Raw genomic sequence first — 12,732 nt, 5'->3', positions numbered from 1 at the left:
CCGTTTAGCCCTTTACTCTGCATGTGAAAAATAACCAAGGGGCTTAATTATGAGCACAACTGACGATTCTTTTTCTGTTACCTCTGAATCGCTGAAGATTCAAAAAACATCACTCAAGGATAAGTGGTGGCACATTATGGACACATGGAAGGTGGGGATTATTCCGCTACCCCTTTTCTTATTAGCGGGAGCATTAATTGCAGTCGATTGCCTGGGCGGAAAATTGCCCAGCGATATTGTGGTGATGGTCGCGACGCTGGCCTTCTTTGGCTTTGCCTGCGGCGAGTTCGGTAAGCGTTTACCGCTAGTGGGTAAACTCGGGGCGGCGGCTATCTGCGCGACCTTTATTCCCTCGGCGCTGGTCTACTATGGCCTGCTGCCGGATGTGGTCGTTGAGTCCACCACAAAATTCTACAAATCCACCAACATCCTCTATCTCTACATCTGCTGCATCATTGTCGGCAGCATCATGAGTATGAACCGCACCACGCTGATACAGGGTTTTTTACGCATTTTCTTCCCGATGCTGTGTGGCGAAATCGTCGGGATGCTGGTCGGCATGGGCGTTGGTCTGGCGCTCGGTATGGAGCCGTTTCAGATTTTCTTCTTTATTATTCTGCCGATCATGGCAGGCGGCGTCGGCGAAGGGGCCATTCCGCTATCGATTGGTTATGCCACCTTGTTGCACATGGATCAGGGCGTCGCGCTGGGTCGCGTGCTGCCGATGGTGATGCTCGGTGGCCTGACGGCGATCGTTATCTCCGGCAGCCTGAACCAGTTAGGCAAACGCTATCCACACCTGACCGGCGAAGGCCAGCTGATGCCCAACCGCAGCAACGGTGACGAGCAGGCTTCAGCCGCGCCCGCTTTCTCCGGCAAAACCGATGTGACCACCATCGCGGCAGGCGCGCTGCTGGCGGTACTGCTGTATATGATTGGCATGCTCGGCCATAAACTGATTGGCCTGCCCGCGCCGGTCGGCATGCTGTTTGTGGCTGTGTTTATCAAACTCGTGCACGGTGTCTCTCCGCGTCTGCTGGAAGGCTCACAAGTGGTGTACAAATTCTTCCAGACCTCCGTTACCTACCCCATCCTCTTCGCCGTCGGTGTCGCTATTACCCCGTGGGAAGAACTGATGAATGCCTTCACGCTCAGTAATTTGCTGGTGATTGTCAGCACCGTTTCTGCTCTGGTTGCCACGGGTTTCTTCGTCGGGAAAAAGATTGGTATGCACCCGATTGATGTTGCCATCGTTTCCTGCTGCCAGAGCGGGCAGGGCGGAACCGGGGACGTGGCCATCCTGACCGCGGGCAACCGTATGAGCCTGATGCCGTTCGCTCAGATTGCGACCCGCATCGGCGGCGCGATAAACGTCTCGGTGTCGCTGCTGGTGCTCGGCAACTTCCTCGTTTGATTTATGAATTACAGGAACTGATATGAAACTCGCAAGCTTTGTTCATCAAGGGTGCCGCAGCTACGGCATTGTAAAAGCGGATGGTGTGATTGATTTGCGGCGTAGGCTGGGCGATCGCTACGGCGACCTGAAAGCGCTGCTCGCAGCGGATGCGTTGCACGAAGCACAACAGTTCAGCGGCGAAACGGCGGATATGGACTTTGCGGCGCTCAATTTCCTGCCGGTGATTGATAACCCAGGGAAAATTCTCTGCGTAGGGATGAACTATGCCGACAAACGCAAAGAGTTCGGGGAGCACAATCCTGCGCCGACGCTGTTTGTGCGCTTTGCGGATTCACAAACGGGCCACAACGCGCCAGTGCTTAAACCGCGCCACTCCAGCGAGTTCGACTACGAAGGCGAGCTGGCGGTGATCATCGGTAAAGGGGGAGAAAATATCGCGCGCGAGGTCGCGCTCAGCCACGTGGCTGGCTACAGCTGCTATATGGACGGCTCCGCGCGTGACTGGCAGCACAGCTGGTTTACCGCCGGGAAAAACTGGCGGCAGACCGGCGCATTCGGTCCGTGGATGACCACGGCAGATGAAATCCCTGACCCGCATCAGTTAGCGATCCGCACCTGGCTTAATGGCCGCATGGTGCAGGAAGATACCACCGCCAGCATGATCCATAAGGTTTCGGAACTGATCGAGTACATCAGTACCTTTACCTGCCTGACGCCAGGCGATGTGATCATCACCGGATCGCCGGGCGGTGTGGGTAAAAAACGCAACCCGCCTCTGTTTATGCAGGCAGGCGATCGCATCGAAGTAGAAATCGAAAACATCGGTCATCTGAGCAATGTGATTATAGACGCGCCAGCTCATACGCTGATGGCGGCGCACTAAGGCCGTATGATGCAAGCACCCACTACCATCGATTTTCGCGTGGCGGAAGTCAGCACAAACCCACAGCGGCAGGCGGCAATCCGCATGCTGCTCGCGGATAGCGGCCTGGGCATGGATAGCGATATCACGACATTTGTCGAAGCCTGGCGCGGCGAGACGCTGGTGGGCTGCGCGGGCCTGGCTGCCAATGTCATTAAATGTGTGGCGGTAGATGCCCGACTACGTGGAGAGAACCTTAGCGCCCGGTTACTGGCCGAAGTGGAACATCTGGCGCTCGCGCGCGGGCATTTTCATCTGTTTTTATGCACCCGGCCATGCAATACGGCGCGGTTTCAGCGCAGTGGTTTCTGGCCGATTGCGCAGAGCGGGAGCAACGCAGTGCTGATGGAAAACACCCCGTCGGGCCTTCAGCGCTACTGCCGCCACTTGCAGGCCAGCCGCCGGTCCGGAGCGCGCATCGGCGCAATCGTGATGAACGCTAACCCGTTTACGCTTGGGCATCGCTACCTGGTGGAGCAGGCCGCGCGCGCTTGCGACTGGCTGCATCTGTTTGTTGTGCGTGAAGACGCGTCGTTCTTTCCTTTCGCCTCCCGGCTGAAGATGGTGCAGGCCGGCGTCGCTCATCTGCCCAATGTCACGGTCTACGAAGGGTCGCCGTACATCATTTCGCGCGCCACTTTTCCGGCCTATTTCCTGAAAGAGACGGGCAAAGTGCAGCAGGCGTGGAGCGAGATAGACGCGCTTATTTTCCGTGACCATATCGCCCCGGCGCTGGGGGTGACGCACCGCTTTATCGGTAGCGAGCCGTTTTGTGCGGTGACGCGCCAGTACAACCAGACCCTGCATCGTCTGCTCGACGGAGCGGTGGAGGTGGTCGAAATCCCGCGTATTAAAGCCGCAGGCCACGCTATCTCGGCATCGGAGGTGCGTCGTTTACTGCAAACACAGCAGATGTCGCGGATTCGGGACATCGTGCCGGGCAGCACTTTCGCCTGGCTGGAAGGGCATTACAGCGCGGAAACTGTTTAAAAATCAGGAAAATCATTATGAAAATTGTAAGGGAGGCGCTGGCGGGAACTCTGGAGTCCAGCGACCTGATGGTAAAAATCGCGCCCACTGACGGTGAGCTGGAGGTCATTATCCACAGCGAAGTGATGAAGCAATTTGGCGACCAGATCCGCTCGCAGGTCAATGCCACGCTGCGCGCGATGGATGTCCGGCAGGGGCTAATCATTATTGAAGACAAAGGTGCGCTGGACTGCGTGATCTGCGCCCGCCTGCAAAGCGCACTGCTGCGGGCAAGCGAAAACAGCGCCATCGACTGGGAGAAACTTCAGTGAAAAAACTTCGTCGTAGCATGCTGTTTCTGCCGGGCGCAAACGCGGCCATGCTCTCTACTGCATTTATTTATCGCCCGGATTCAATCATGTTCGATCTGGAAGATGCCGTTGCGCTGCGGGAAAAAGACACGGCGCGCCTGCTGGTGTTTCATGCCTTACAGCACCCGATGTATCAGGATATTGAAACCGTAGTACGTATCAATCCGCTGAATACGCCGTTTGGATTGCTGGATCTGGAAGCGGCGGTACGCGCCGGTGTGGATGTTATTCGTTTACCCAAAACGGATACTCCGGATGATATTTACACGCTGGAGCATCATCTGGAACGTATCGAACAAGCGTGCGGCCGTGAGCCAGGTTCCACCCGGATTATGGCGGCGATTGAATCTGCCATCGGGGTGATTAATGCGGTGGCGATTGCCCGCAGCTCGCCGCGGTTAATCGGTATTGCGCTGGCAGCCTTTGACTATGTGATGGATATGCAAACCGAGCGTGGCGACGGTACCGAGCTGTTTTATGCCCGCTGCGCCGTACTGCACGCCGCCCGCGCGGCTGGTATCGACGCTTTCGACGTGGTGTGGTCAGACGTGAATGACGAAGCCGGGTTTCTGCGCGAAGTCGAGCTGGTTCGCAAGATGGGTTTCAACGGCAAGTCGCTTATCAATCCCCGGCAAATCGACTTGCTGCATAACGCCTATGCGCCCACGCAGCAGGAAGTGGAACACGCCCGGCGTGTTATCGATGCGGCAGAAGAGGGGGAGCGCAACGGTCTGGGCGTTGTCTCGCTCAATGGCAAAATGATCGATGCCCCCATTATTAATCATGCGCAGAGGGTGCTCGAACGTGCGGCTGCGTCCGGCGTGCATCATTAAGGACAGAACAATGAATCAAACAGAGCTTCTCGTTAACTTCCCCCAAATGCGTGCGTTAAAACCTTTCGACGGCGCTTATGCCGCCACGCCGTGGCTGGCGAATATCGACACCAAACATACGCGTAAGCTGTGCGCGTCGCTTGAGGACGCCATCGCCCGCAGCGGCCTGCAAGATGGTATGACTATCTCTTTTCACCACGCTTTTCGCGAAGGCGATCGTGTGATTAACCATGTGGTCGCCACGCTTGCGCGTCTTGGTTTTAAAAACCTGACGCTCGCCTCCAGTTCGCTGATGACCTGCAATGATGCGCTGATTGCGCACATTCAGAGTGGAGTGATTTCGCGCATTTATACCTCCGGGATGCGCGGCAAGCTGGCGGATGCTATCTCTCACGGCTTGATGCAAGAACCGGTACAAATCCACTCGCATGGCGGGCGGGTGAAACTTTTACAGGACGGTGAGTTGACGATAGATGTCGCCTTTCTCGGCGTGCCGTGCAGCGATGAGTTCGGCAATGCCAACGGCACGCAGGGGAAATCTGCCTGCGGCTCGCTGGGTTATGCGATGGTGGATGCCTGCTTCGCCAAAAAAGTGGTGCTGCTGGCTGAAGAGCTGGTGGCGTTTCCGAATATGCCCGCCAGTCTCGGTCAGGATCAGGTGGATCTGATTGTGCAGGTAGAGAGCGTGGGCGATCCGGACAAAATCAGCGTCGGCGCGGCGCGTGTCACCAGTAACCCGCGCGAGCTGATGATTGCCCGTTATGCGGCGGAGGTGATTGAACACTCCGGCTATTTCCGCGAGGGGTTCTCCATGCAGACCGGCTCCGGCGCGGCGGCAACGGCGGCCACGCGTTTTATGGAAGAAAAAATGGCGCGCCACGGCATCAAAGCACGCTTTGCCCTGGGCGGTATCACCGGTAGCCTGGTGGATCTGCATGAGAAAGGTCTTATCGAAAAACTGCTCGATACTCAGTGCTTTGATAGCATTGCTGCGGCCTCGCTGCGGCGTAATCCAAACCATGTGGAGATCTCCACCAACGTGTACGCCAACCCTGGCGGAAAAGCGGCCAGCTGCGATCAACTGGACGTGGTCATTCTCAGCGCGCTGGAGATAGACGTCGATTTTAACATCAACGTGATTACCGGGTCGGATGGCGTGATGCGTGGCGCATCCGGCGGCCATTGCGATGTTGCGGCGGCCGCGAACCTGACCATTGTGGTTGCGCCGCTGTTGCGTAGCCGTATTCCGACCGTGGTGAAACGGGTGACGACGCGCGTGACGCCAGGAGAAAGTATCGATGTGCTGGTAACCGATCATGGTATCGCCGTGAACCCGGCGCGCCCGGAGATACGCGAACGTTTGCAGGCGGCGGGGTTGAACGTTGTCGCTATCGACACGCTTCGCCAGCGCGCGGTCTCTCTGACGGGCGAGCCAAAACCGATTGCCTTTACCGATCGTATCGTCGGCGTGATTCGCTATCGCGATGGCAGCGTGATTGACGTGGTTCGCCAGGTAAAGGAGGCGTGAAATGACCACGGCGTATAGCCGGAACGCGGGTGTCAGCCTTGAAGCGCTACTGGCGGCAAAAGAAAACCGCGCGGCGCGCCAGGCTGACTGGCTTGGGCGTTATCAACAACCGGTGATTTCACTGACGCTGGTGACGCCTGGTGCCATCAAAGACAGCATCCGTTATCGCAACACGATGGGGGTAGCGCTCCAGGCCTGCGATCAGCTGCTGTGGCGGCATCGCTGGCGGGTGCTCGACCGCCAGGTGTTGTGGCTGCCAACCGGCGCTGAAGCGTTGTGGTGCGTGGCGCATCCGGGTGTCGAAATTAAAGCCTGCTGTGTGGAAATGGAACAGACGCATCCACTCGGCAGGCTATGGGACGTAGATGTTTTTAGCCCCAGGGATGGGCAGATAGGGCGGCACTCGCTGGATATCAGCACCCGCCGCTGCCTGATATGTGATGAACCGGCTCACGGCTGCGCGCGCTCGCGCCGCCATCCGGTTGAAGAAGTGGTAGCACGCGTGGAGAAATTGATTGATGACTGGTTTGCTCGCGATTAAACCTCTGGTTACGGATGTTCCCGGTCTGGCAGTACAGGCATTGCGCCTGGAGCTGGATCTTACCCCGAAAGCGGGGCTGGTCGATCGCGCCAACAGTGGCGCACACCGGGATATGGATTATGCCCTGTTTATTAAAAGCATTGCGGCAATCACGCCGTGGTTTTACTTGTTTGAACTGGCGGGGAAACGTTATGCACAGCGGCCGGCGAGCGAACAGCTGCGCCTGCTGCGAACAAAAGGTATTGCTTGCGAGCAGGAGATGTATACCGCAACCGGCGGGGTGAATACGCATAAAGGGGGGATTTTTTCCCTCGGTTTGCTGAGTTTTGCCGCCGGGTGCTTACAGGGGCAGAACAGGGTCGTGACGGCAGATGCGCTCTGCCAGCAGGTCAGTGAAATCTGCAGCGGGTTGGTTGAGCGGGAACTGGCGGCGAAGACGCAGCCCATCACGGCGGGTGAAAAACAGTTTCACCTGTTCGGGCTGACTGGTGTTCGTGGTGAAGCGGAGCGGGGTTTTGCGACAGTGCGCCAGGCGGTGTTGCCCTTCTGGCACCAGGAGCAGGGCGAGCGGCAACTGCATAATGCGTTGCTGCGCCTGATGGCGGTAAATCAGGACAGTAACCTGGTGTCCCGCGGTGGCATTCACGGGTTGCGCTTCGTGCAATCCTACGCGCGGAAATTGCTGGCGACAGGGTGGGACAAAGCGGCCTTGCGCAAAATGGACGCTGTGTTAACCGCCCGGCAGTTAAGCCCTGGCGGCAGCGCCGACTTACTGGCTGTTTCGTGGGTTCTTGCGGAATTACCCGCCTAAAAAAAGCCCGGCGCAGTGGCCGGGCTGATGGTCAAACTTTCTGCTCTACCGTTGCCGGTTCGCGAACGTGTTTGTATTTAAACAGCACTACGAAGGCAGCAGCCAGTACCAGTGAGTACGAAGCGAAAATTAACCAGACGGTTTTCCAGTCGGTTACCCCGGCGGTGGTGTAAATCTCCACCACTTTGCCGCTCACCATACCGCCGAGGATGCAACCAAAACCGTTGGTCATCATCAGCAGCATACCCTGCGCACTGGCGCGGATTTCCGGGTTGACCTCTTTCTCAACAAACACCGAACCGGAGATGTTGAAGAAGTCGAACGCGCAGCCGTACACAATCATCGACAGTACCAGCAGCACGGTGCCGAATGGCGTCGGGTCGCCGTAAGCAAACAGACCGAACCGCAACACCCAGGCGAAGATACTGATAAGCATCACGTTCTTGATGCCGTAACGGCTAAGGAAGAACGGAATAGCCAGGATGAAAGCGGTTTCGGAAATCTGCGAAATCGACATCATGACCGAAGCGTGGGTAACGATAAAGCTATCGGCAAACAGCGGGTTCGCATCGAAGCTGTGCAGGAAGGTGTTGCCGAACATGTTGGTAATTTGCAGTTCGGCACCCAGTAGCATCGAGAAAATAAAAAAGATGGCCATGCGTTTGTTTTTAAACAGCGAAAACGCATTCAGCCCCAGCATTTCTGCCCAGCCTTGCTTCGTTTTGTTTTTTGCCACCGGAATATACGGCAGGGTCAGCGAGAACAGGCTCAGAGCCAGCGACAGCGCGGCGCCGATATAGAGCTGCATATGGCTCAGCTCGAAACCGGAGAAGCTCACGGCCCACATAGCCAGGATAAAGCCAATGGTGCCCCAGATACGGATTGGCGGGAAATCGGTAACGATATCATGCCCGGCTGATTTCAGGCGGAAATAGGAGATAGAGTTTACCAGGCTCAGCGTTGGCATATACGCCAGGGAGTTGAGCAGGATAATGGCAAACATCGCGCCCGGTGTGGTTACGCCCGCCGCGATAAACAGCGTGACCGCGCCGACCAGGTGGCAAAGGGCGTAGAGATACTTCGCACTCAGCCATTTGTCGGCAATGATGCCAAGCAGGGTCGGCATCAGCAGCGAAGCGATACCGAGAGAGCTATACACCGCACCAATGGATGCACCGTCAAATTTGAGGGTGACGAACATATATGAGCCGAGTGTCGTCAGCCAGCTTCCCCACAGACAGAACTGCAGAAAGATGAGCACTTTCAGCTGCAGCTTAAGATTCATGCTAATTTCCTCACAAAAGGAGACTGATAGATGTTGAAATGGGCACAATTACTGTTGTTATTTGACAGGATTCTACCATCTAAGGCGCGGCGAGTTTGTTACGACCGACATAAAAATGCAAACATGATCTGATTGTGATCATGATAAAGTGATTTATATCACACTTTTTAGCAACCGTTTGCGTGCGTCAGAGGCAATGCTTATCTTTTTTACGCTGACTGGGCGTTTTCTGAGCAGCGAATTCGTGCATCTCTGTCGGTGAGATGCACGAGAGAAGAGCGTTAATTGCGGCGGTAGATTTTTTGCGCCGTATTAACTTTGTATAAATAGCGGCGGGATTCAGCCGATGGATGCCGGGTGGTGAGTACCTGGTAGACATCGCCTGGCGTCATGGCGTTGATGATATTGGCCGCCTGCACCTTGTCGCTATGGAAAACGCGCAGCACGCTGCCAGCGCCGCCATTGTACGCGGTGATAACGGCGTAACGCCGCGAGGTTGGGTTGCTGATACCGGCCAGATAAACATTGTTTAGCATCGCCAGATACGCAGTCCCGGTGTCAATGTTGCTTTGCGGATCAAACAGATAACTGCGCCCCGGCGTGCCGGATTTGCCCTGGGCGCGGAAAACATCTTTACCGGCGCTGTGCTGCACCACCTGCATCAGGCCCAGCGCATCGGAACGGCTGACCGCGTAGGGGTTAAAAGAGGACTCGGTCTGCATAATCGCCAGAATCAATGACTCATCGACGCCATATTTGCGCGAGGCCTGGCGCACCATACCGAAGTATTTGTGAGCACGTTTATCCAGGTGGTTCGGCACCAGGTTGATGGTCACGCTATAGATGCGGTGCAGGCCGTTGCTGCGGCTTTTAAGGCGCGTTTGCAGCAGGTAATCCGCGAAGCGCACGGCGCGCCACTCCCAGCGGATAGGTTCGCCGGTGTTATCCAGCACCTGACCATACAGGAAAGGTTCTTTAGAAATTTGAATGTCATCGACGTCGGAATAGAGGTCGATAGAGCCAGGATCGTCGCCCATCAGCAGGGTTTTGATAATCGCCTGGCGCAGGTGTGCGGCCGGGTCGGTGCCGGAAATGGTTTCAATAGTGATAGTACCCTCATCGAAGTTGATATGGCTTCGCGTCTGGTACTGGTCGGTGTATTTAACGTAGTCCTTCGGCCCTGCGATCAGAACTTCGTTAAACCCCCATAAATTCTCAATATTATGAGCGAACTGGCCCATCAAAATATCAAAACCGTTGGTGTCCTTGACCCAGGCTTCGTTAAACGTTTCACCTGATTTTTTCGAACTGGAACAAGAAATCAACAACGGCGCGATCATCGCTAGCGCTAAAAATTTTTTCATCATTCCGGGATGCAGTTATGTTTATTTCAGCGCGTTGTTGATGCCGCGCTATGCGCCGGTTGACTGCTCCGGCTTAGATTTTCGTCTCGCTGTCACCCGGCCTGCGCGAGCCGCCGGGTGCGCGGATCACTCTTTATTTTGCGGCGTATAGCCTTCGATATGCACATCTTTGCCTTCAAACAGGAAATTCACCATTTCCTGCTCCAGCAACTGGCGATGCTCTGCATTCATCATATTGAGTTTTTTCTCATTAATCAGCATGGTTTGCTTCTGCTGCCACTGCTTCCACGCCTCTTTGGAAATCTCGTTATAAATACGTTTTCCCAGTTCGCCCGGATAGAGCTGGAAGTCCTGACCTTCTGCGTCACGTTGCAGGAAGGTACAAAAAATGGTTCTGCTCATAAATAGTCCTCTTTATTGCGCGTGAAGCGCTAACGCTTCGGCGCGTAATTGCTGTATCAGGCGTTCCACCGGAGCCGCCAGACCGACCGACGGCGGCTGCGCTAAGTTATACCAAAGACCTGAGCCTTCATCCATGCAAGACGAGAACGATGACACGCCAAGCCACATAGGCACAATATCCAGATGGAAATGGCTAAAGGTATGACGAAACGCCACAAGTTGGCTGAGATTATCGCTGCTAATGTTGCGCTCTGCCAGCCAGGCGCGTAAAGCCGCCTCATCGCTAAACTGCGGGAAACAGTACAGACCGCCCCACAAACCGCTCGGCGGGCGCTGCTCAAGCCAGACCTCACCGCCATGCTGTATCAGCAGGAAATAACCGGTGCGCTCGGGCAAAGTCTGCTTCGGTTTTTTGCCAGGGTAAAGCGCCCAGCTGTTCGTTGCATACGCTTCGCAACCCTTTTGCAACGGGCACAGCTCACACTTAGGCTTTGAGCGGGTACAGATGATTGCGCCCAGATCCATCATTGCCTGGTTAAAACGCGCCACGCCGTGCGCAGGCGTCACCATGCTACTGAGATCCCACAACCTTTTTTCCACCTCTTTTTTCCCCGGCCAGCCGCCGACGGCGTAACAGCGCGCGAGCACGCGTTTTACGTTGCCATCAAGAATGGGAAAATGTTTATCTAATGATAACGAGAGGATAGCTCCGGCGGTGGAGCGCCCAACGCCGGGCAGCGCGGCGACTTCCTCGAACGTTTCGGGAAAGCGCCCGCCGTGCAGCGTGGCAACCTGCTGCGCGGCTTTGTGTAAATTACGCGCGCGCGCGTAGTAACCCAGGCCCGTCCATAAGTGCAGCACTTCATCCAGTGGCGCCTGGGCAAGATCTGTGACCGTCGGAAAACGCGCCATAAAGCGCTGAAAATAAGGAATAACCGTTGCGACCTGCGTTTGTTGCAGCATCACTTCTGACAGCCATACTTTGTAAGGCGTTTTTTCAATTTGCCAGGGCAGTGTTTTTCGCCCGTATTTGTCGTACCAGTCCAGAACCTGGGCTGAAAATTGAGACGCTTGCATGGTCACCAGAATCACGTAATCAGGGGCCAAGATTGCAGCATACCGGTGCGACGCTGTAAACCGGAACTTTCCGGTGCTTGCATCATGCGATGAACTTTGGATAATGCCCGTTTCCTGAACACTCTCACGAGCAGACCACTTTATGAATAACGACGTCATTTCACCGGAATTTGATGAAAACGGTCGCCCACTGCGCCGAATTCGTAGCTTTGTCCGTCGCCAGGGCCGCCTGACGAAAGGGCAACAGCATGCACTGGAACATTACTGGCCGGTGATGGGCGTTGAATTTACCGAGCAGCCGCTGGATTTTAACGCGCTGTTTGGCAATGACGGGCCGGTGACGCTGGAGATTGGTTTTGGCATGGGCGCGTCGCTGGTGGAGATGGCGAAAACCCGTCCGGAGCAGAACTTTCTCGGTATCGAAGTGCACTCACCAGGCGTAGGCGCGTGCCTCTCCTCTGCCCATGAAGAAGGGGTAGAGAACTTGCGGGTGATGTGCCATGACGCGGTCGAAGTGCTGCACACCATGATCCCGGAAAGCTCGCTAAACATGGTACAGCTCTTTTTCCCTGACCCGTGGCATAAAGCGCGTCATAATAAGCGTCGTATTGTTCAGGTACCTTTTGCTGAGCTGGTAAAAAGTAAGCTGAAACTCGGCGGAGTGTTTCATATGGCGACCGACTGGGAAGCCTATGCGCAACATATGCTGGAAGTGATGTCTTCTATCGACGGGTATAAAAATCTGTCGCAGAGCAATGACTACGTGCCGCGCCCGGATTCGCGCCCGGTTACGAAATTTGAACAGCGTGGCCATCGTCTTGGCCACGGCGTATGGGACTTAATGTTCGAGAGGGTGAAATAATGGCAACAAACCGCAGCCGTCGCTTGCGTAAGAAAATGCATATCGACGAATTCCAGGAGCTGGGTTTCTCCGTCGCCTGGCGTTTTCCTGAAGGTACCAGCGAAGAGCAGATTGATAAAACCGTGGATGATTTTATCCAGGAAGTCGTTGAGCCGAACAAACTGGCCTTTGATGGCGGTGGCTATCTGGCCTGGGACGGGCTGATTTGCCTGCAAGAAATCGGCAAATGCACTGAAGAACATCAGGCCCTTGTGCGCAAATGGCTTGAAGCGCGCAAACTGGAAGATGTACGCGTCAGCGAACTTTTCGATGTTTGGTGGGACTAATAAAGCATACCGGGTCAGCATTTG

At 55.5% G+C, this 12,732-nt stretch carries 14 protein-coding genes; 10 read left to right on the top strand and 4 right to left on the bottom strand.

Annotation, left to right across the window (positions count from 1 at the left end; genetic code table 11):
• Nucleotides 1-136 precede the first annotated feature (136 nt).
• The 8 genes from ACTU3N_RS07665 to citG are packed head-to-tail and all read left to right on the top strand — an operon-like array spanning nucleotide 137 to nucleotide 7,392.
• Nucleotides 137-1,414 (top strand): 2-hydroxycarboxylate transporter family protein, encoded by a 1,278-nt coding sequence (locus ACTU3N_RS07665; RefSeq protein WP_443085542.1) that lies wholly within the window; start codon nucleotides 137-139, stop codon nucleotides 1,412-1,414.
• 22 nt (nucleotides 1,415-1,436) lie between these two features.
• Nucleotides 1,437-2,300, top strand: a complete 864-nt coding sequence (locus tag ACTU3N_RS07660) for a fumarylacetoacetate hydrolase family protein (RefSeq protein ID WP_443085541.1) — start codon at nucleotides 1,437-1,439, stop codon at nucleotides 2,298-2,300.
• Between the two features lie 6 nt (nucleotides 2,301-2,306).
• Nucleotides 2,307-3,329 (top strand): [citrate (pro-3S)-lyase] ligase, encoded by a 1,023-nt coding sequence (citC, locus tag ACTU3N_RS07655; RefSeq protein WP_443085540.1) that lies wholly within the window; start codon nucleotides 2,307-2,309, stop codon nucleotides 3,327-3,329.
• Nucleotides 3,330-3,346: 17 nt separating this feature from the next.
• Nucleotides 3,347-3,640, top strand: coding sequence for a citrate lyase acyl carrier protein (gene citD / locus ACTU3N_RS07650; protein WP_443085539.1), 294 nt, complete (start codon nucleotides 3,347-3,349; stop codon nucleotides 3,638-3,640).
• On the top strand, nucleotides 3,637-4,512 hold the full coding sequence (gene citE, locus ACTU3N_RS07645) for a citrate (pro-3S)-lyase subunit beta (RefSeq protein WP_443085538.1): 876 nt from the start codon (nucleotides 3,637-3,639) through the stop codon (nucleotides 4,510-4,512). The genes citD and citE overlap by 4 nt, the downstream gene beginning before the upstream one ends.
• A gap of 10 nt (nucleotides 4,513-4,522) precedes the next feature.
• Entirely contained in the window at nucleotides 4,523-6,040 is a 1,518-nt protein-coding gene (citF, locus tag ACTU3N_RS07640) for a citrate lyase subunit alpha (protein WP_443085537.1), read from the top strand.
• Nucleotide 6,041: 1 nt separating this feature from the next.
• The gene (gene citX, locus ACTU3N_RS07635) at nucleotides 6,042-6,581 is read left to right on the top strand and encodes a citrate lyase holo-[acyl-carrier protein] synthase (protein ID WP_443085536.1); all 540 of its coding nucleotides are present in this window, start codon (nucleotides 6,042-6,044) and stop codon (nucleotides 6,579-6,581) included.
• Entirely contained in the window at nucleotides 6,559-7,392 is an 834-nt protein-coding gene (citG, locus tag ACTU3N_RS07630; RefSeq protein WP_443085535.1) for a triphosphoribosyl-dephospho-CoA synthase CitG, read from the top strand. The genes citX and citG overlap by 23 nt, the downstream gene beginning before the upstream one ends.
• Before the next feature lie 31 nt (nucleotides 7,393-7,423).
• On the opposite strand, the gene ACTU3N_RS07625 is transcribed toward citG, so the two are convergent.
• From ACTU3N_RS07625 to mutY, 4 genes are all read right to left on the bottom strand, one after another.
• Nucleotides 7,424-8,677, bottom strand: coding sequence for a nucleoside permease (locus tag ACTU3N_RS07625; protein ID WP_443085534.1), 1,254 nt, complete (start codon nucleotides 8,675-8,677; stop codon nucleotides 7,424-7,426).
• Nucleotides 8,678-8,958: 281 nt separating this feature from the next.
• Complete coding sequence (gene mltC / locus ACTU3N_RS07620) at nucleotides 8,959-10,044, bottom strand: membrane-bound lytic murein transglycosylase MltC (protein ID WP_443085533.1); 1,086 nt, start codon at nucleotides 10,042-10,044, stop codon at nucleotides 8,959-8,961.
• A 123-nt stretch (nucleotides 10,045-10,167) separates the two neighbouring features.
• Complete coding sequence (locus tag ACTU3N_RS07615) at nucleotides 10,168-10,443, bottom strand: oxidative damage protection protein (protein WP_443085532.1); 276 nt, start codon at nucleotides 10,441-10,443, stop codon at nucleotides 10,168-10,170.
• 12 nt (nucleotides 10,444-10,455) lie between these two features.
• Nucleotides 10,456-11,520: an A/G-specific adenine glycosylase gene (gene mutY, locus ACTU3N_RS07610; RefSeq protein WP_443085531.1), complete on the bottom strand. Its 1,065-nt coding sequence runs from the start codon at nucleotides 11,518-11,520 to the stop codon at nucleotides 10,456-10,458.
• 142 nt (nucleotides 11,521-11,662) lie between these two features.
• Here mutY and trmB point away from each other — a divergent pair, with 142 nt between their 5' ends.
• Both trmB and ACTU3N_RS07600 read left to right on the top strand, forming a co-directional pair.
• Nucleotides 11,663-12,382: a tRNA (guanosine(46)-N7)-methyltransferase TrmB gene (trmB, locus tag ACTU3N_RS07605; protein ID WP_443085530.1), complete on the top strand. Its 720-nt coding sequence runs from the start codon at nucleotides 11,663-11,665 to the stop codon at nucleotides 12,380-12,382.
• Entirely contained in the window at nucleotides 12,382-12,708 is a 327-nt protein-coding gene (locus ACTU3N_RS07600) for a YggL family protein (RefSeq protein ID WP_443085529.1), read from the top strand. Before trmB ends, ACTU3N_RS07600 begins: the two co-directional genes overlap by 1 nt.
• Nucleotides 12,709-12,732 lie beyond the last annotated feature (24 nt).

Source organism: Vagococcus sp. WN89Y, assembly GCF_052220145.1.
Lineage (GTDB): Bacteria > Pseudomonadota > Gammaproteobacteria > Enterobacterales > Enterobacteriaceae > Kosakonia.
This window is presented reverse-complemented; position numbering and strand designations above follow the sequence as displayed.

Coding starts and splice junctions, on each gene's coding strand:
- ACTU3N_RS07665 (WP_443085542.1), top strand. CDS start 137: ATGGACACATGGAAGGTGGGGATTATTCCGCTACCCCTTTTCTTATTA.
- ACTU3N_RS07660 (WP_443085541.1), top strand. CDS start 1,437: ATGAAACTCGCAAGCTTTGTTCATCAAGGGTGCCGCAGCTACGGCATT.
- citC (WP_443085540.1), top strand. CDS start 2,307: ATGATGCAAGCACCCACTACCATCGATTTTCGCGTGGCGGAAGTCAGC.
- citD (WP_443085539.1), top strand. CDS start 3,347: ATGAAAATTGTAAGGGAGGCGCTGGCGGGAACTCTGGAGTCCAGCGAC.
- citF (WP_443085537.1), top strand. CDS start 4,523: ATGAATCAAACAGAGCTTCTCGTTAACTTCCCCCAAATGCGTGCGTTA.
- citX (WP_443085536.1), top strand. CDS start 6,042: ATGACCACGGCGTATAGCCGGAACGCGGGTGTCAGCCTTGAAGCGCTA.
- citG (WP_443085535.1), top strand. CDS start 6,559: ATGACTGGTTTGCTCGCGATTAAACCTCTGGTTACGGATGTTCCCGGT.
- ACTU3N_RS07625 (WP_443085534.1), bottom strand. CDS start 8,677: ATGAATCTTAAGCTGCAGCTGAAAGTGCTCATCTTTCTGCAGTTCTGT.
- mltC (WP_443085533.1), bottom strand. CDS start 10,044: ATGATGAAAAAATTTTTAGCGCTAGCGATGATCGCGCCGTTGTTGATT.
- ACTU3N_RS07615 (WP_443085532.1), bottom strand. CDS start 10,443: ATGAGCAGAACCATTTTTTGTACCTTCCTGCAACGTGACGCAGAAGGT.
- mutY (WP_443085531.1), bottom strand. CDS start 11,520: ATGCAAGCGTCTCAATTTTCAGCCCAGGTTCTGGACTGGTACGACAAA.
- trmB (WP_443085530.1), top strand. CDS start 11,663: ATGAATAACGACGTCATTTCACCGGAATTTGATGAAAACGGTCGCCCA.
- ACTU3N_RS07600 (WP_443085529.1), top strand. CDS start 12,382: ATGGCAACAAACCGCAGCCGTCGCTTGCGTAAGAAAATGCATATCGAC.